18 protein-coding genes and 1 riboswitch are annotated in these 18,577 nt (G+C 47.7%); of the genes, 9 read left to right on the top strand and 9 right to left on the bottom strand.

Features of this window, described 5'->3' with window-relative positions; genetic code table 11:
- Nucleotides 1–43: 43 nt before the first annotated feature.
- On the top strand, nucleotides 44–1,489 hold the full coding sequence (locus KNP91_RS10970; protein WP_214850085.1) for a DEAD/DEAH box helicase: 1,446 nt from the start codon (nucleotides 44–46) through the stop codon (nucleotides 1,487–1,489).
- Nucleotides 1,490–1,522: 33 nt separating this feature from the next.
- On the opposite strand, the gene KNP91_RS10965 is transcribed toward KNP91_RS10970, so the two are convergent.
- The 5 genes from KNP91_RS10965 to KNP91_RS10945 form a co-directional block, all read right to left on the bottom strand.
- Complete coding sequence (locus KNP91_RS10965; protein WP_214850082.1) at nucleotides 1,523–2,833, bottom strand: NAD(P)/FAD-dependent oxidoreductase; 1,311 nt, start codon at nucleotides 2,831–2,833, stop codon at nucleotides 1,523–1,525.
- A gap of 75 nt (nucleotides 2,834–2,908) precedes the next feature.
- On the bottom strand, nucleotides 2,909–3,544 hold the full coding sequence (locus tag KNP91_RS10960) for a nitroreductase family protein (protein ID WP_012371832.1): 636 nt from the start codon (nucleotides 3,542–3,544) through the stop codon (nucleotides 2,909–2,911).
- A gap of 55 nt (nucleotides 3,545–3,599) precedes the next feature.
- Nucleotides 3,600–4,235: a nitroreductase family protein gene (locus tag KNP91_RS10955; RefSeq protein ID WP_012371831.1), complete on the bottom strand. Its 636-nt coding sequence runs from the start codon at nucleotides 4,233–4,235 to the stop codon at nucleotides 3,600–3,602.
- Nucleotides 4,236–4,250: 15 nt separating this feature from the next.
- A complete protein-coding gene (locus KNP91_RS10950; protein WP_012371830.1) occupies nucleotides 4,251–4,706 on the bottom strand; it encodes a MarR family winged helix-turn-helix transcriptional regulator in 456 nt (151 codons plus the stop codon).
- A 148-nt stretch (nucleotides 4,707–4,854) separates the two neighbouring features.
- A complete protein-coding gene (locus KNP91_RS10945) occupies nucleotides 4,855–5,523 on the bottom strand; it encodes a YczE/YyaS/YitT family protein (RefSeq protein ID WP_214767266.1) in 669 nt (222 codons plus the stop codon).
- A gap of 150 nt (nucleotides 5,524–5,673) precedes the next feature.
- Between KNP91_RS10945 and KNP91_RS10940 the strand changes: the two genes are divergently transcribed.
- The 6 genes from KNP91_RS10940 (at nucleotide 5,674) to KNP91_RS10915 (ending at nucleotide 11,364) form a co-directional block, all read left to right on the top strand.
- Nucleotides 5,674–6,453, top strand: coding sequence for a DUF817 domain-containing protein (locus KNP91_RS10940; RefSeq protein WP_214767264.1), 780 nt, complete (start codon nucleotides 5,674–5,676; stop codon nucleotides 6,451–6,453).
- Nucleotides 6,454–6,543: 90 nt separating this feature from the next.
- Nucleotides 6,544–7,809, top strand: coding sequence for a DUF2325 domain-containing protein (locus tag KNP91_RS10935; protein ID WP_214850080.1), 1,266 nt, complete (start codon nucleotides 6,544–6,546; stop codon nucleotides 7,807–7,809).
- A 67-nt stretch (nucleotides 7,810–7,876) separates the two neighbouring features.
- On the top strand, nucleotides 7,877–8,515 hold the full coding sequence (locus tag KNP91_RS10930) for a DUF975 family protein (RefSeq protein WP_214850078.1): 639 nt from the start codon (nucleotides 7,877–7,879) through the stop codon (nucleotides 8,513–8,515).
- Nucleotides 8,516–8,623: 108 nt separating this feature from the next.
- Nucleotides 8,624–8,729: riboswitch (SAM riboswitch) on the top strand.
- 71 nt (nucleotides 8,730–8,800) lie between these two features.
- Nucleotides 8,801–9,859, top strand: coding sequence for an LLM class flavin-dependent oxidoreductase (locus tag KNP91_RS10925; RefSeq protein WP_214850076.1), 1,059 nt, complete (start codon nucleotides 8,801–8,803; stop codon nucleotides 9,857–9,859).
- On the top strand, nucleotides 9,856–10,803 hold the full coding sequence (locus KNP91_RS10920; RefSeq protein WP_214850072.1) for an ATP-grasp domain-containing protein: 948 nt from the start codon (nucleotides 9,856–9,858) through the stop codon (nucleotides 10,801–10,803). Before KNP91_RS10925 ends, KNP91_RS10920 begins: the two co-directional genes overlap by 4 nt.
- Nucleotides 10,804–10,905: 102 nt before the next feature.
- Nucleotides 10,906–11,364 (top strand): SRPBCC family protein, encoded by a 459-nt coding sequence (locus KNP91_RS10915; protein ID WP_214767254.1) that lies wholly within the window; start codon nucleotides 10,906–10,908, stop codon nucleotides 11,362–11,364.
- A 79-nt stretch (nucleotides 11,365–11,443) separates the two neighbouring features.
- Here the strand turns inward: KNP91_RS10915 and KNP91_RS10910 are convergent, their stop codons facing one another.
- Nucleotides 11,444–11,809, bottom strand: a complete 366-nt coding sequence (locus KNP91_RS10910) for an NUDIX domain-containing protein (RefSeq protein ID WP_214767252.1) — start codon at nucleotides 11,807–11,809, stop codon at nucleotides 11,444–11,446.
- Nucleotides 11,810–11,894: 85 nt separating this feature from the next.
- On the bottom strand, nucleotides 11,895–13,520 hold the full coding sequence (locus KNP91_RS10905) for an ABC-F family ATP-binding cassette domain-containing protein (protein WP_012371821.1): 1,626 nt from the start codon (nucleotides 13,518–13,520) through the stop codon (nucleotides 11,895–11,897).
- Nucleotides 13,521–13,821: 301 nt separating this feature from the next.
- Between KNP91_RS10905 and KNP91_RS10900 the strand changes: the two genes are divergently transcribed.
- Nucleotides 13,822–14,694 (top strand): prohibitin family protein, encoded by an 873-nt coding sequence (locus KNP91_RS10900; protein WP_012371819.1) that lies wholly within the window; start codon nucleotides 13,822–13,824, stop codon nucleotides 14,692–14,694.
- A 102-nt stretch (nucleotides 14,695–14,796) separates the two neighbouring features.
- Here the strand turns inward: KNP91_RS10900 and pepT are convergent, their stop codons facing one another.
- Nucleotides 14,797–16,032 carry a peptidase T gene (gene pepT / locus KNP91_RS10895; RefSeq protein ID WP_012371818.1) on the bottom strand — a complete coding sequence of 412 codons (1,236 nt, stop codon included), beginning with the start codon at nucleotides 16,030–16,032 and terminating at the stop codon, nucleotides 14,797–14,799.
- A gap of 107 nt (nucleotides 16,033–16,139) precedes the next feature.
- Here pepT and KNP91_RS10890 point away from each other — a divergent pair, with 107 nt between their 5' ends.
- Nucleotides 16,140–17,135: a zinc-binding dehydrogenase gene (locus KNP91_RS10890; RefSeq protein WP_214767250.1), complete on the top strand. Its 996-nt coding sequence runs from the start codon at nucleotides 16,140–16,142 to the stop codon at nucleotides 17,133–17,135.
- 93 nt (nucleotides 17,136–17,228) lie between these two features.
- Here the strand turns inward: KNP91_RS10890 and KNP91_RS10885 are convergent, their stop codons facing one another.
- Complete coding sequence (locus tag KNP91_RS10885; RefSeq protein ID WP_214850068.1) at nucleotides 17,229–18,416, bottom strand: class I SAM-dependent rRNA methyltransferase; 1,188 nt, start codon at nucleotides 18,414–18,416, stop codon at nucleotides 17,229–17,231.
- Between the last annotated feature and the right edge of the window lie 161 nt (nucleotides 18,417–18,577).

Genomic DNA, 18,577 nt, shown 5'->3' with positions numbered 1-18,577 from the left:
TAAACTATAAAAATAAAACTATAAAAATAAATGAGGTATTCTTATGTCCAAAAAACCATTCACTGATTTTCAACTCAGTACACCGATTCTAGAAGCAATCGAACAGCTCGGTTATCATACACCGACCGATGTCCAGCAAGCCGTCATTCCGGTCGCCTTGTCGGAAAAAGACATCATCGTTAAATCACGGACCGGCAGCGGAAAGACAGCATCATTCGGGATCCCCCTTTGCGAACTCGTCGAGTGGGAAGAAAACAAACCGCAGGCATTGATTTTAACACCGACGCGCGAGCTGGCTCTGCAAGTCACGGAAGATGTCATGAACATCGGCCGTTATAAACGGATTAAAGCAACAGCTGTCTTCGGGAAACAACCGTTCCGCGGACAGATCGCAGAACTGAAACAGAAGACACACATCGTCGTCGGGACACCGGGTCGTGTGCTCGATCACTTGGAGCGCGGCACGTTATCGCTTGAAAAAGTGAAATATCTGGTCCTTGACGAGGCGGACGAAATGCTGAACATGGGCTTCCTCGATCAAGTGGATACGATTTTAAAACAATTGCCGAACCAACGGACGACGATGCTGTTCTCAGCGACGTTCCCGCAAGATATTCATCAGTTGAGCGACCGTTACATGCAGTCACCGAAACAAGTTGAAATTACGACGAAGGCAACGGAAATCGCAGAAATCGAACACAGCTATATCAAGGTCACGGATAAAACGAAGTTTGCCGTTCTCAAAGACGTTACCGTCGTTGAAAACCCGGACCGTTGCATGATTTTCTGCCGGACAAAAGAACATGTTGATTTCGTCGCCCAAGGACTGTCATCGATGGATTATCCGGTCGAAAAAATTCACGGTGGGATGGAACAGGACGAGCGTCTCGCCGTCATGAAAGCCTTCCGGGCCGGTGAGTTCCGTTACCTCGTTGCGACGGACGTCGCAGCCCGCGGGATTGATATTGAAAACATCACACACGTCATCCAGTACGATATGCCGGTTGAAAAAGAAAGTTACGTCCACCGGACAGGCCGGACAGGACGTGCCGGAGCACTCGGAAAAGCCATCAGCTTAGTGACGGAGTCGGATATGCGTCGTCTCCGTGAAGTCGAACAGTACCGCGGTGAGGCGATCGAAAGACGCCAAGCACCGACTGAACGGGAACTGATCCGGACAGCTGATGCATTTGAAGAGAAAATCACGACAGCTGATGTCCGGGCTTCAAAAACGGAGCAGCTCAACGCCGATATCATGAAACTGTACTTTAACGGCGGCAAGAAAAAGAAACTGCGTGCCGTTGATTTCGTCGGAACGATTGCGAAAATCGAAGGCATGACTGCGCAGGATATCGGAATCATCACGATTCAGGATACGGTCACGTACGTGGAAATCCTGAACGGAAAAGGTCCGCTCGTCCTGCGGGCGATGAAGACAACAAAAGTTAAGGGCAAACAGCTGAAAGTATACGAAGCGTTTAAAAAATAAGCACAAGCAGCCGTTTTAAGAGATCTTATTCTCTTAAGACGGCTGTTTTTTTGTCAGGTGTTGTCCGAGATAAAGTCCGCTCGCTGCCGCTTGCGACAGGGAGTGGGTCACACCGGAGCAATCGCCGATTGCATAGAGCCCCTTGAGATCTGTTTCGAAGACCCGGGACGTCGACAGCACCGGTGCATAAAATTTTCCGTCCATCCCGTACAGCAGCGTATCCGGAGAGAGCGGTGTTTCGAGAAGCCGCTCGAGTCGATTCAGGAATTCCAACAGAACGGTCATGTCGGTTTCCGGTACTTCCTCCATCAGGTGACCGGCAGCCGCTTCCAAAGTCGGTCTGATGTTGTTTTCGGCAAGATCAGTCGGGGAAGTCGGACGGGCAGCACGCAAATCCCCCAGTCGTTGCACGACAATCCGGTCTGTTCCCTGATTGATCCGTCCGATGACGGAAGCGGCATAATGATTTGCTTCGGCAAGTGTTGCAAAATAACGGGGTAAAAACAGCGTAAAGTTCAAGTTGGTCGTTCCGGACGCCTGTTCCCGGAAATTCTGACCGTCCGGCATCACAAGACCTTCCTGATGCTTGCGGATGATTCGTCCTTTTGGATTCATGCAGTACGTGACTGCCGTTCCGGCGGTTGAGGTATAGGCGAGCTTCGTTTCAAACGTGTCTTGTAACAGCGTTCGGAAGGCCGTTTCCTCCAGCTCAATTCGAATCCCGAGATCAAGGCGTGTTTTGTCTTGAGTGAGTCCAAGCATTCGCAGTTGTGTCTGCATCCAGTCCGTACCGGAACGTCCAGTTGCGAAGACGACGCGCTGACTTAAAAATGTTTCGCGGGCCGTTGTCAGCTGAAATCCGTGTGGCTGTTTTTCTATGCGTTCAATGAGCGTCTCGTAACGAAAGGTGACCTGCTTCTGAAGGGCGGCTTCGAAGCGCTGTAAGACACGTTCTGATAATCCGGTTCCCAAATGACGGACCGTCGTTTCGATCGTATCAAGACCGGCAGCACGCGCCTGAGCTGCTAGCTCTGGATTGGAGGTCGAATAGGTACCGGCCTCGTCCGCGCCGTAACGGCAAAGGACATCGTCCACTTGTTGCATCAGACGAAGCGTCGTCTCTGTTCCCAGCTTCTCAGCGAGTTCACCACCGAATCCGGCAGAATAGTTGTATTTTCCTTCCGATTTTCCGAGCCCGCCAAAGCCGAGATAGGCTTCCTTTGTTGTCCGTTGTTCAAGCGACTTTCCGGCGTCAATCAACAGGACCGTCTGACCTTGTGCCATCAGTTCGTGTGCCAGAAAGATTCCGGCGACACCGGCACCGATAATCGTCACATCATACATCGTTGGATCAGCTCCTTTTTGTCAGTATACAAAAAAACCGGATTCCTGAAGTAGGAATCCGGAGCTTTCAAACGATTATTTCCAGTCTGTGATGTCGTTGATCGGCAGACGAACAGATGGGTACCCGGCGTCAACTGCTTTTCCGATGGAAAGGAGCATGACAGGAAGGTAACGGTCTTTATCCATACCGAAAGCTTCAGCGATTTGATCTTTTTCGTAGCCGCCGATCGGGTTTGTATCGTAACCGTGTGCACGGGCGACGAGCATCAATTGCATCGAGACGAGACCTGAGTCAATCAGGATGCTGTCACGAAGCGTATCCGTATCTTCCGGGCTGTAGAAGCCTTTGATGGCAGGTACTTGGCGATCGCGGACTTCTTGCGGCATTAATCCTTTTTCAACAGCCATGTCGTAGATGGTTTCGATGCTGTCGACAGCATTCATGTCTCCGAAGACAGCGATGACAGCAGATGATGTCTCGACTTGCACTTGGTTGAATTTAGCGAGTGGAGCAAGCGTCGCTTTTCCTTCTGCACTGTCGATGACGAGGAAACGCCACGGTTGCATGTTGACAGAAGATGGAGCGAGTGTTGCTTCTTCAAGAATTTGTGTCATTTCTTCTTTTGAGATTTTAACGTTTGTGTCATAGTTGCGGATCGAGCGGCGTCCTTTAACGATTTCCATAAAGTCTGTAGTTGTTTGAGTTGTCATAGTAATAATCTCCCTTTTCTTTGTTCTCTATTTTTTGGATGGATACGGGTACTGCTTATTTCCAGTCTGCGATATCGTTGATCGGCAGACGAACTGACGGATAACCAGCGTCGACGGCTTTCCCGATTGAAAGAAGCATAACCGGTACGTAACGATCTTTTTCCATGCCGAACGCTTCAGCGATTTGGTCTTTTTCATAACCGCCAATCGGATTTGTATCGTAACCGTGTGCACGAGCAACGAGCATCAATTGCATCGAGACGAGACCTGAGTCGATCAAAATGCTGTCTTTCAGTGCACTGGCCGGTACATTTTCATACATTCCTTGAATGGCAGGTACTTGACGATCGCGGACTTCTTGCGGCATCAGTCCTTTTTCAACGGCTGTATCATAGATGTTTTCAAGTTGATCGATTGCTTTCATGTCACCAAAGACAGCGATGACAGCAGATGATGTCTCGACTTGCACCTGGTTGAATTTAGCGAGCGGGGCGAGTGTTGCTTTTCCTTCTTCGCTGTCGATGACGAGGAAACGCCACGGTTGCATGTTGACAGAAGACGGAGCAAGCGTCGCTTCTTCAAGAATTTGTGTCATTTCTTCTTTTGAGATTTTGACGTTTGTGTCGTAGTTGCGGATCGAGCGGCGTCCTTTAACGATCTCCATAAAATCAGTTGCAGTTTGTGTAGTCATTTGAAAGTCTCCTTTTTAAGTAACAGTTGTTTTAGGTAAGGTAAGGGCATTTGTTTCTATCCGTTGAATCATTTGTGTCAGCTGGTGCTGTTCGTCTGCCGTGAATCCTTCAAGCAGTTGTTCGAGGAATTCATCTTTTTGCTGACGTAACCGGGTGATTCGTGTGGCGCCTTCTGCCGTCAACGAAACGAGAATGACACGGTTATCGGTTGCGGAACGGACACGTTCAATCATACCCTTCGTTTCCAGGTGTTTTAAATGTCGTGTCACGGCTGCATTATCAACGTTGACGCGTTGTTGCAACTCTTTTTGACTGATGGTCGTGTCAACCTCGAGTTGTGCTAATAAGTCCATCCGGGTTTGGCTGAAGCCGTCCGTACAGAGATCGAATTTTTGAGCAATCGTCTTATTGACGGAGACGAGCGCATAAATCAGTCGTCCTTTTTCAGTACAGGAAATACTCAAGTTCATCACATCCTTCCCTTCGTTCGAAAAATCCTTGACGTATCAAAGATTGATATGTAAACGAATATAACGTGTCTGCTTTCATGCCGCAACTAATATGCTTCATCCACAAAAAAGATACCATTTCAGATGAAATGGTATCGAGTCAGACGACTTAACTGATTTTTTGTTGTTTACGGGGAATCGTACCGGCATCAATCGCTGCAATCATCCGGCGGAAATGTCCCAACCAAAACTGCAGGAACGGACCAATCAGGAAAATCGATAAAATCGTTCCGAAGAACACGGGTCCTCCGAGCAACCAACCGATCCCGCAAGCGGTGATTTCCATGAACGTCCGCATCATCCGGATGGATGTACCAAATCGCTCGGCGAGCGTCAGGGTCAGTCCGTCCCGCGGTCCGGCTCCGTAGCCGACAGCGACGTACAGTCCCGCGCCCATCCCGATGATGAAGATGCCGGCAATCAACCATAGTGTATTCTGCCAAAGCGAGGAGAAAGAGGGCAGGAGGCCTGAACCGAGAACGAGATTCATGAATACGCCGACAAAAATCGCGTTGACGAGTGTGCCGACCTGCGGTGTAATCTGGTCGAGCAAGTATTTGACGAACACCAACAACAGGCCGACGAGAAGAATAATCGTCCCGACGGAAAACGGCGTTTTATTTTGCAGACCAAGGTGAAGAACGTCCCAAGTCGAGACGCCGAGTTGTGCCGTGATCATCATTGATGAACCGACAGCGAGTAAAAAAAGACCGAATAAGAATAATGCCCATTTCAGAACGGAACGGAACAGCCAAGACGTTTGAATGGTCTGCTTCATGGATGAGAGACACCTCGTTTCAAAATAAAATTGATTCATTAACTGTACCATGTTTGACGAAAGAAACTAAAGCGAATCCGATATTTTCCATCTTGAGATGGAGGGAATCTGTTCTTCTGATCCGTATACTAATGAAAAGGAGGTCCGTCCATGCAAAAAATCCGTCATTTTTTCCGTTTTACATACCTTGAGGCCATCTGTTGTGTGTTTCCGGTCGCGATTTTCCTGGCACTTGCTGCATCCCGTTATCTACCGGCGGAACCGATTGCCCGTTACGATTTGCTCCTGATCTGGTGCCTCGTCGTTCAAATCGTCTTACTCGTCACGCGTTATGAAACGAAAGAAGAGTTTAAATTGATTTTAATTTTTCATGCGATTGGACTCGGACTGGAGTTATTTAAAGTCCAATTCGGATCCTGGAGTTATCCGGAAGATGCCTTCAGCAAGGTGTTGGGTGTACCGCTTTATGCCGGCTTCATGTACGCGAGCGTCGCCAGTTATATCTGTCAGGCCTTCCGCCGGTTTGACCTCCGTATCACACAGTTTCCCCGGCCTCTGTTTGCTCTAGCGACCGGTCTGCTTGTATACGTCAATTTCTTTACCCATCATTGGTTGTTTGATTTCCGTTGGATTTTGATGGGACTTGTTGCTCTCGTCTTTTATAAGTCCTGGGTCTATTTCCGTCTGGATGAAACGGTCTACCGAATGCCGCTCACCCTCTCGTTTGGGTTGATTGCCTGGTTCATCTGGCTGGCGGAAAACATCGTGACCTTTTTTAAAGGATGGGTGTATCCGAATCAGCAGGATGGATGGGAACTGGTCGACTTCGGGAAGTTATCGTCCTGGTTTTTACTTGTCATCATCACGATTCTGATTGTCTCCGTCGAAAAATACCGGCTCGGTGATCCTTCAATCGAAATAAAATCCTAACCATATACAAAAAATAACCTGGTCTTTTTTTGAGCAACCTAACCGACAGCCCCTTGCTATATTGGAAAAAAAGCAAAGGGGTTGTCGAAGATGATGCAACAAATCGTAGAGCAGGCGAAGACGTTAGTCGCCGGTAAAATGAAAGTAGTCGAAACGGTGGAAGAATGGGACTTACTGCTCGAGGAAATCCGGGGAATCGATGAATGGGTGCAGATGTCGCGTTACTATACACCCTCCGCAAAACCGGACATCGCGTGGAGCGAACCAGAAGAAGAGGTCACATTCGAACAATCTGTCATTCCTCCTGCACAGATCAATCCTGTCATCGAACAACGTTACGCCTATACGTTTGTGCGGGAATTAAAAGGTGGTTCTTTACGGGAATGGCCGAACAGTCATATCTCGGAAACAGAAATCCGGCAATGGAACCTTGAACATGGAATGGAAATCCGTGTCCAAGTCGTACATCAGGACTCCCGCCGGACGACACTTGAAGTGATGGCTGTTGTCGCGACTGACCGGATGAAGCCACTGTCTGAACGAATCGTTTTTGAAAAATGTATCGTTAAAAATCATGGCATCATTGAATCGACGGTCGAAGGACCATTAAAGGATGAGACGGGTAAGTCCTTTTATTACGCCACACCGGTTGAAGACATGCGATTCTTCCATCTGAAAGAAGGACAGCTCGTCGATCTCGTCATGTGGAAAGGTCGTCCGGAAACACTGACGATTGCTTGGAAGTATCCGTTCCAATATGAAGAACCGACGGTACAACTGTTAGAAACGTCGAACAGTCCAACCACATCAGGACCTTCGTCAGTTGAACCGACTCACGGATCAGCCGTCAAAAAATCGGAACGCTATCTGAAACAAATGAAACGCAAGTCGAAAGTCAAACAGGAACGGAAGACACGCCGAATTCGTGAAAAGAAATCCGAACCGTTGACACCGCTTGTGACGACGTCGCTACCGGGACAACCGATTGACTTCGTTGATAAGGAACCACTCGATTTTGCATCGTTCGAAGGCATGCGGCTCGTCATCGTCGGAAATGAACAGCAAGCTCCGGTCTACCGGACGTTTTTCGAAAAAACTGGAATCGAACTGATTCATCTGTCGGGTGATGCTCAATCTGCGAAGAAAATCGCCGGTCTTGCCAAAAAGACCGATGCCATCGTCGTCGTCACAAGCCGGGTATCTCATGCGGCTTCTGCACACGTCATCGCCCAGGCGAAAAAACATGACATCCCCTTTGCGATGGAACGGCTGGATGGGCGGCGTTCTTTGTATACGGCATGCCAGCGCCAACTTGAAAAAGCCCGCTTAAATCAGTTGAAAACAGGAAAATCCTGAAAAAAGATGAAACTCCTCTCCTAATTAGCCGTAAATAGAGATAGAACTTATTTTGAGGAGGATCTTCATGATTAAAGAATTAAAATTATCCGCCCGTGAAGCGCTCAGTGGTCGCTGGGTCTTCATGGCACTTATGTTTTTACTGTTTCTCATCATTCAAGGTATTCCAACGATGTTTTCTTCTGATGCGAATGAAGATATCCAAGCCATTGATTTGATCGGTTTCTTACTGAATATTCTTTTGCTACCCCTAGCAATTGGCTGGACATGGCTTGCGATGTCTGTCGCCCGGAAAGAACAGGCGAAAATCGTTGATTTGTTTGAGCCGTACAAAATCTTCTTAAAAGCAGTCGGTCTTTCGATTGTTCAAAGTATTTTTCTTGGTTTATGGTTCTTACTACTGATCATCCCGGGAATCATCAAGTCATTTTCATACCTCTTGACGTTCTACATTTTACGCGATGAGCCGTCAATCGGTATTTTGGACGCCATTACACGTTCGCGACAAATGATGGATGGACATAAGATGGAAGCCTTCATGCTTGTTCTTTCATTCATCGGCTGGTTCCTGCTTGGTTTAATTACAATCGGAATCGCCTTCTTATGGGTCGGACCTTATTTCAGCGTCACGCTTGCGAAATTCTACGACCGGATCCGCGGAGAAGAAGCACCTGGTGAACAATCAACGTTTGTAGCACCATATTAATTTGAGAAGAGGATGGGAGCCAAGCTCTCGTCCTTTTTTAATTCCGATTGGAAAACAAGGTTTAATGGTTGCTTTACTCTGCTAAAAAGTGTACGATAATTCCAATAATTCTTATCAAGAGAAGTCGAGGGAACGGCCCGAAGACACTTCAGCAACCCCGCGCGTAGCGGAAGGTGCTACTTCCTAAAAGGAATTTTTCCTTTGAAGATAAGAGCAGACATGATCAATCCGTCGCTCTTTTCGATTTTCGAGAAGAGCGATTTTTTTATAAGGGGGACATAACGGATGGAGTATGGATTTTGGTTACCGATTTTTGGCGGATGGTTACGAAATGTTGAAGACGAACAGATGCCGGCGACGTTCGACTATGCGAAACAGGTCGCGCAAACGGCAGAACGAATCGGGTTTTCGACGACACTGATTGCGGAATTAAACTTAAATGACATCAAAGGGCTTGAAGCACCAAGTCTCGAAGCCTGGACGACAGCAGCGGCGATTGCCGCAACGACGGAGCGTCTCGAAATCATGACAGCCGTCCGTCCGGGATTCCATAATCCGGCGACGACCGCGAAGATGGCAGCAAACATCGATCAACTCAGCAACGGGCGCTTTACGCTGAACGTCGTCTCCGCCTGGTGGGAAGAAGAAGCCCGGCAGTACAACGGGATCTTCACGGCTCACGACGAACGTTACGCCCGAACGGAAGAGTTTGTCACGATCATGAAAGGGTTATGGGCAGATGCTTCCCCGTACAGCTTTGACGGTAACTACTATACGCTCGAGAAGACACAACTACATCCAAAACCGGCGCAACGCCCGGGCATCAAATTGTATGCAGGTGGAGAAAGTGAAGCCGGCAAGCAAACCATCGTCAACCACTGTGATGCCTATGTCATGCACGGCGGAACAGTGGAAGAAGTGTCCGTTAAGATTGAGGATATGAAGGCGCGCCGACAAGCGACAGGGCAACCGCCGCTTGAAAGTTTTGGACTGGCAGCTTATATCATCTGCCGCGATACGGAAGAAGAGGCGGTGCGCGAGTGGCAACGGATTACGGATGTGAAGGAAGACAGTGCCGGGTACGCCGGGTATGATGACTTCGTCAGTAAATCGCAACTCGAACAACAGGTAAAACGGAATGACTATTCGGTCTCGAACCGCGGACTCCGTCCTGATTTAATTGGGACACCGGAACAGATTGCCGAGCGGATTCTTGCCTTTGAAGACGTCGGCGTTACTCTGTTGCTCCTTCAATTCTCACCGCAACTGGAAGAAATGGAACGCTTCGCGCGCGACGTCATGCCGCTCGTCGAAGAAAAACGAAAGGTAGGTCAAATCAAATGACAAAAATTCATATCTTACACGAAAATCAGGAATGGACGGATCATCTGATCAAACGACTGGAGGAACTGGAACTGCCGTACGAACAGTGGCATCTCGATGAAGGACAGGTACCGCTTGATGAAATCCCGCCGGAAGGCGTCTTCTACAGCCGGATGAGTGCGTCTTCGCATACGCGCGGGCACCGCTACGCGCCGGAACTGACGGAAGGGGTGCTCGCGTGGCTCGAGGAACACGACCGGACGGTCTTCAACGGAACACGTGCGTTGCGACTGGAAGTCAGTAAAATCAATCAGTATACGGCTCTTCGAAAAGCCGGTATCCGGGTTCCGAAAACGACGGCTGCCGTCGGACGTGATCAGATTGTTGAAGCGGCGAAAAATATCGGCGTATCTTCGTTCATCACAAAACACAACCGTGCCGGAAAAGGGCTCGGCGTCCAGTTGTTCCACTCGATTGAAGCACTCGAGACGTATCTTGACGGTCCGACGTTTGATGAGCCGGTCGACGGAATCACGTTGATCCAAGAGTATATCCAGGCACCGGAACCGTATATTACACGCTGTGAATTCGTCGGTGGAAAATTCGTTTACGCTGTCCAAGTTGATACATCAGAAGGCTTTGAACTGTGCCCGGCGGATGCGTGTGTGATCGATGACTTATTCTGCCCGGTCGGGGAAGAAGCACCGCAAACACCGATGAAATTTAAAGTCGTTGACGGATTTGATGATCCAATCATTCAAAAGTACGAAGCATTCCTGCAAGCGAATCAGATTGCCGTCGCCGGCATCGAGTTCATCAAGGATGCGGATGGAACGATTTATACGTATGACGTCAACACGAATACGAACTACAACTCGGATGCGGAAGCGGCCGCCGGTAAGTTCGGAATGCTCGAACTGGCGAAGTTCCTTGGTGCGGCCCTCGAACGTCAGACCGTAAAATAATCATCACGGACCGATTAAAATAGGCCAAATACCCTGCATGTGTGCAGTCTGAAGTTAGAACTGCACGCATCAGGGTATTTTTCAGTAAAGGGAGGTGTTCGGGTGGTAACGTGGCATGAAGAAAAGCGACTGGATGTTCCAATCGAGGAAGCCTGGCATATCTTTGATCACGATCGGTTACAACGCCTGATTCCAGGTGTCGTCCAGCACGAGGTGATCGAACGGAAACCGGGTGTCGTCGGTTCGACATACCGGCAAACGTATATGCAAGGGAATCGCCTCGAGACATATATCGTGACGGATCTTGCCTATACAAATCAACCGGATTTCAAACAAAATACGATTGGTTTTACGCTTGCCAAAATCTTTAAACTCGAAATGACGTTTACGTTAAAGCGGCTTGACGAAACAAGTTGTCAGCTGATTTATACGGGGAAAAACGAAGGGGCGAATTTCGTCGGACGAAGCCTGCTTTCGCTTGGCGGCGAACGGGAAACAGAAAAAATCGTGCAGGAATTGCTCCGACGTGTGGAAGAAGAGGCAAGTCAACTGCGTACATGATCAATAATGGCATCTACTCGACTGGAGCAGATGCCTTTCGTTTGGTTTTACAAAAAGAGTATGTCATATCCCAAAGCCGTTAAATTTTTGCGACTTGTCGATCGGCGGTCATCTCCGAAAGTGGCGTCCATCTCACTCCGGTCAGAACTTGATTTCCCTCTAAACGTTCTGGATCATATCCTAAAATCGGTTCGCGTGAATCAATCTGTCTGACTAAAAAGCAGATCTCTTGTCCGTTTGCGTGAGTTTCTGAGTAAAGAGGTTTGATGATGCGGATGGCGAGATTCACTTCCTCTTGCACCTCCCGAATGACCGCTTGTTCGAAGGTTTCATTTTCCTCGAGCCCCCCTCCGGGTAATGTCCAGAAACTTCGATCGTTTGTCTCAAGACGGACCATCAAAATCTGATTGTTCTTAATCAAAGCTGCGCAGGCACGGTGACGCACATGATTTCCTCCTCTGTTCCGATTCATACGTTTAGTGTACAAAAAAGAGACCCAATCCGTTAGGACAGGTCTCTTGTAGACTGCATTAGTTTGTTGCGTACAACGTAGACAATTGTTGTTGAACAGACTCGTTGTTGAGGTATTCATCGTATGTTGTTTCTTTATCGACGATACCGTTTGGTGTCAATTCGATGATCCGGTTTGCAATCGTTTCAACGAACTGATGGTCATGCGAACTGAAGAGCATCGCGCCTTTGTAAGCGATCAAACCATCGTTGAGTGCCGTGATCGATTCGAGATCCAAGTGGTTCGTCGGATCGTCGAGGACAAGAACGTTTGAGCCGCTGAGCATCGCTTTTGATAACATGCAACGGACTTTTTCTCCCCCGGATAAGACAGACGCTTTTTTCATGACTTCTTCACCGGAGAAGAGCATCCGGCCGAGGAAACCACGGAGGAACGTATCGCTCTCGTCAGCCGGCGAATACTGGCGCAACCAATCGAGAATCGTTTTGTCCGAACCTTCGAAGAAAGCGGAGTTATCTTTTGGCAGATAAGATTGTGACGTCGTGACGCCCCATTTGAATGTTCCGCTGTCCGCTTCCATCTCACCCATCAGAATTTTGAAGAGTGTCGTGATCGCGATGTCATTTTGGCTGATAAAGACGGCTTTATCCGTTTTGTTTAACGAGAAACGGACATTATCAAGGACTTTGACACCATCGATTGTTTTCGAAATGCCGTCGACGATCAACAGATCGTTTCCGATTTCACGTTCCGGTGTGAAGCCGACGAACGGATAACGGCGTGACGACGGACGGATGTCGTCGAGTGTAATTTTATCAAGCAACTTTTTCCGTGATGTCGCCTGTTTCGCTTTGGAAGCGTTCGAGCTGAAACGGGCGATGAAGGCTTGAAGTTCTTTGATTTTTTCTTCTTTTTTCTTGTTTTGATCGCCTGCCATACGTGAAGCGAGCTGACTTGACTCATACCAGAAATCATAGTTTCCGATATACAGTTGGATTTTCCCGTAATCGAGATCGGCCATATGCGTACACACGTTGTTGAGGAAGTGACGGTCGTGGGAAATGACGATGACCGTATTTTCAAACCCGATCAAGAACTCTTCAAGCCATTTAACGGCTTTCAGATCAAGACCATTGGTAGGCTCATCGAGCAACAGAATGTCTGGTTTACCGAACAAGGCTTGGGCAAGCAATACTTTAACTTTCTCTCCGCCTGTTAATTCAGCCATTGTTTTCGTATGCAGGTTTTCTTTAATACCAAGACCTTGTAAAAGCATTGCCGCTTCCGACTCTGCTTCCCATCCGTTCATTTCTGCGAACTCACCTTCGAGCTCGGCAGCACGCATGCCGTCTTCGTCCGAGAAGTTTTCTTTCATATAGATAGCATCTTTTTCTTTCATGACTTCATAAAGGCGCTTATGCCCCATCATGACCGTTTCGATGACTTGGAATTCTTCATATTCATAGTGGTTCTGGCGAAGGACACCAAGGCGTTCGCCCGGCGTGATGATGACGTCTCCTTGCTGGGCTTCGATATCACCGGCAAGAATTTTAAGGAATGTTGATTTACCGGCACCGTTTGCACCGATGAGACCGTAGCAGTTGCCCGGTGTGAACTTGATGTTGACGTCTTCGAATAATTTACGGTCCGCAAAGCGGAGACCGACGTTTTGTACTGTAATCATATAGAGATGAACCCTCGTTTCTAGTGTGTGATGTGCTGTTACGAGTGTACCACAAAATGATACGTCTCGTTTCAAGGACAAAGTTCTTTACATCTTAGACCGGATTGCAAAATTTAGCAACCGTGGTTTTAAACAAAATGAAACATTTTCCAATCTGAAGCGTAAGAGTAGGTACAACATTCATGAAGGAGGAGGACGGCGTGGCAACACTTTTTACGTTGTTATTTTTTGCACTGATCGTCTTGCTGGCCATTGAACTGTATAAGTATATCCAAGATAAAATTGATAAAGGAGACTCAAAATGAGAGAAATCAAACCGAAAAAACGTATCAGGCCGTCGATGATCATCGCAGGTGTGATCGTCGTCGCCCTGCTTGCGATGACACCATTCATCGTCGAACAAATTGAACCCGGACAGGTCGGGGTCGTCTATAAACCGTCAAGCGGTGTCCAGGACGAGACCCTGTCGCAAGGCTGGCATATCGTTTCGCCGATCACACGTGTCACTGAATATCCGATCCGGACACAGACGAAATCGCTCGACAACATGACACTCGCAACAAAGGACGGGAAAAACATCGTCGTCGACTTTACGTACAGTTTTTCGGTTTCACCGGATCAGGTGACGGAAGTCTTTAATAAGTTTGGTCCGATTGAAATTGATGAGATTGCAGCCGGTTACTTAAAACAACGCCTTTATGATGCGTCCCGTGAACAGATTTCGAAAGTCACCGTCCTTGAGTTATTCGGGGAACAGTCTGGAAATGTCTCGACGAGTATTCAGACACAGTTTGCCGAAGATGTGAAAAAGATTGGTTTCATCATCGAAGACGTGGCACTTGGAGCACCGAAACCGGATGCGAAAACCCAGGAAGCGATTGATGCGCGTGTCAAAGCGTCACAAGAGCTGGATAAAAAGAAGACAGATCTTGCGATTGCGAAAGCAGAAGCAGAACGATTGCGCGTAGAAGCAAAGGGAGCAGCGGATGCCCGACTCATTGAAGCGCAGGGTCTCGCGAAAGCGCAAAAAGAACTACAAAAAACGTTGACGGAAGAGATGATTCAGTACGAAGCCGTCAAGAAGTGGGATGGAAAATCACCACTCGTCAGCGGATCCGGCAGCATGGTTCAACTACCGATTCCGGATCAGCAAACAACAACAGAAGAAAAGTAAATCCATTTGGTTTCAGAACGCGTATCTATCGTCTAGAGAAACCATATAGACCATGAAAAAAAGCAGATTCTCATGTCGAGAATCTGCTTTCGTTATACCGTCTTATTTAGCTGACTGAGCGAATCGTTCAGCAATTGCCACAACGACTTCCGTTGCCTTCACCATATTATCAACAGAGATGAACTCAAACTTTCCGTGGTAATTTTCGCCACCGGTGAAGATATTCGGTGTCGGGAGTCCCATGTACGACAGTTGCGAACCGTCCGTCCCGCCACGAATTGGTTTGATGATTGGTGTGACACCACGTGATTCCATCGCCGCATGGGCGATATCAACGATTTCCATGTGTGGTTCGATTTTTTCACGCATGTTGTAGTATTGATCATTTAGTTTGATTTCGACACTGCCTGCCCCGTATTTCTTGTTCCATTCTTCGACCAAAGCTGTCAGGAAGTGTTTCCGGGCTTCGAATTTAGAACGGTCAAAATCACGGATGATGTACTGGACCGTCGTTTTTTCGACCGAACCTTCAAACGAAATCAAGTGGTAGAATCCTTCGAATCCATCCGTGAATTCAGGGGCTTCGTCGCCCGGCAACCGGTTCTGGAAAGCCATCGCGTGTTTTTGCGAATTGACCATCTTATCTTTTGCCGTACCCGGGTGGACGTTCGTGCCATGGAAAATGATTTCGGCAGCAGCGGCATTAAAACTCTCATACTCGAGTTCACCGAGCGGACCTCCATCGACCGTATAGGCGAATTTTGCATCAAAAGCAGCGACGTCAAAATGATGCGGGCCGCGCCCGATTTCTTCATCCGGTGTGAAGGCGACACGAATCCGGCCGTGTTTGATTTCCGGATGGGTGATAAGGTGATGCATCGCTGTCATGATTTCAGCGATGCCGGCCTTATTATCTGCACCGAGTAATGTCGTACCATCTGTTGTCATCAACGTATGTCCGACGTAGTTTTTAAGTGCTGGGAAATCCTTTGGTGACAGGATGACAGGAAGTGTCGCATTGAGGACCAAGTCTTCTCCATCATAAGCTTCGACGATTTGCGGATTGACGTTTGTTCCCGTGAAATCAGTTGCCGTATCCAAGTGGGCTAAAAATCCGATTGTCGGAATATCCGCATCGGTATTGGCAGGAAGGGTCGCCATGACATATCCGTTTGCATCAACGGTCACATCACTCATGCCAATTTCCTTCAGTTCGTCAACAAGCAGACGAGCGAGCGTCCATTGTCCGTCTGTTGTCGGAACGGTCGTACTTGCGTAGTCAGACTGTGTATCGATTTTCGCATATGTAGTCAAACGACGAATCAAATCATGTTTCAAAGAAAAAACGTCCTTTCTGAGTTAAGGTAGCTTCATCATAGCATGAAGTACGAATGTTAGAGTATTCTGAAACAGGATAAACTGATTTGAAAAAAGGGGGATTTTTTATGAAAGCTTATGTCGTCGAACAGTACGGAAAAGACGCTGCACTAACAGAAAGAGACGTCACACTTAATCAAACGGGGAACTACGATTTAAAGATTAAAGTGGAGGGTACGAGCCTAAATCCACTGGACACAAAAATGTTTTTTGGTCATGTGGCAGCAGCTCCGTCAACTGGAATTCTCCAGGGCGATGTTACGGGGAAAATCATTGAAATCGGAGAGAGTGTGACGTCTTTTTCCGTCGGCGATCACGTCATCGCATTTGGCGGTGGACTCGGCAACCGGTCCGGCGCACTAGCGGAGGAAATGCTGGTTCCTGAACAGATGGCTGTACTCAGACCGGAGAATCTAGATATTGCTGCAGCAGGTTGCCTGCCGGTTATCAGTCTGACAGCGATGGAAGTGCTGAAGGAACGGGCAGCCGTTCAATCCGGTATGCGATTATATGTAGCAGGTGGAACGGGTGGGGTCGGCCATCTTGTCGGACAATTGGCTAAACATTATGGATGTGACGTGACAGCGAGTGCTTCAAGTGATGAGAAGGCAACGTGGTTAGAAGAACACGGTATTCGCCCGCACCGGTATCGGGATGAGTCAGCCGAACAATTATTAGCGCGTCTTGGTCATGATGGATTCGATGTCATCGTTGATACCGTCGGCGGAGGTCATTTGCAGGAGTCGTTCATCCTTGCGAAGGAACGCGGGAAAATTATTTCAATCGCCACCCGGACGACACAGGATTTGACACCGATGCACAGTAAAGCATTGACGCTCGAAGCTGTTTTCGTTGCTCTTCCTTTATTGAAAAACAAACAGGAAGAAATGGTACGTCAACAGCAGCATCTGGCGGAAGTCGCACAACTCATCGCGGATGGAGTCATTGACCTCGTCATCGAAGAGCGTGTACCACGTCAACTTGATGCGTTGAATGCAGCCTATCAAACCTTTGATCAGCGGTCACATTTTGGAAAAATCAGCATCGTAACTGATTTTTCCTAAGAATAATGATTCGATATTCATTTTACTTTTCCTTTTAATCCCAAAAAAATTCTGCTGATGGTTTTTTCATCAGCAGAATCATGAATCATATGCTTATTTACGACGGACTAAGACGGATTTTGAAGCTGTTTCTTTTAAAGAAGTATGTTCCGGGAAGTCTTCTAAAGGAGTACTTTCCCAAACGATTTCATACGTTTGACGTAGCTTTTTAAATGCTTGATCGACCATCTTCATGAAGCGGGCTTGGTCGAATAAGGGACAGTCTGTCGTAATCAGCAATAAACCGCCGCGATGTGTCATGTGGATCGTTTGTTGAATCAAAGCAGGTAAATCGACTTCCGCCCGGAAATGACGGGCTTGTGTTTTGACGAATGTCGGCGGATGCACGATGACGAAATCAAAGCGTGTTTTCTTATCGGCTTGATCCATATAGTCAAACGCGTCCTGTACAAGAATCGTCTGTGTCGTTGCATCCAGCTGATGCAATTCAAGTTGTTCGATCGTTTTGTTGCGGCTCCGTGTCGAGAAATCGACGCTTGTTGTTTCGGTTGCACCACCAAGTAAGGCAGCCGCTGTTAACGTACCGGTATCCGAAAACAGATTCAGGACACATCGATCTGCAGCATGTTCTTTGACGACGGAACGGAGTTCACGCTGCTGAATATCAAGACCGGTGCGCATGCCGGCATCGAGATGATACAGCAGAGGGATTCCGTTTTCCTGCAAGACTTCCGGGAAATCACCGCGTTCACCGGCTAAGAAATCGTCGCCTTTGACGGGTTGTCCATCAATCTGGAAAGCCCGTTTTTCGTAAATACTCTTAAAATGAATAAGGGATTCAAGGGCAGACATGATATCAGATTTAAAAGAATAGATCCCTTCGTTTTCAAAGGTAATCAGATAATGGTGATCAAAACAATCGATTGTCAGGCCGCCGATTCCGTCTCCTGAACCGTTAAAGACCCGGAACGTATCAATCAAATCACTCTCAAAAAAATCATTTCGACGATCGAGGGCAACCTCGATTTTTTCTTTGAAGAAGGTTTCGTCGATGTCTTGCAGTTCATCAGTCGTCAGTAACCAACCGATCCCTTTTTCCTGCTTGCCAAAATAACCCGTTGCAAGGTATTCTTTATCTTCTGTTGTCAACCGGAGCAAGGCACCGGCTTCTTTAAGATGGTTGGTCTTTTGGAACAGTTCTTTAGACAGAAGCGGTTGTCCGTCTTTGATTTGTTCGATGGCTGTCGCTTTGACGACAACCGGATAGATTTCACGTGGCACACGATTTCCTCATTTCTAGTTGTGGATAAGTAGTAAAAGTATAGCATATTGAAAGTTATCCACATGTGGATAATTTGAATAAAAAATGATTGAGGCAAATAGCTGTTGGTGTGGATAACTTTTGTAAAAAAAGAGTCACCTCTTTTCCATGCGCTTTCCTC

The sequence above is a fragment of the Exiguobacterium sp. s138 genome, assembly GCF_018618775.1.
Taxonomy (GTDB): Bacteria; Bacillota; Bacilli; order Exiguobacteriales; family Exiguobacteriaceae; genus Exiguobacterium_A; species Exiguobacterium_A artemiae.
Note: the sequence above shows the minus strand (reverse complement) of the source record. Positions and strands in the feature narration are given on the sequence as shown.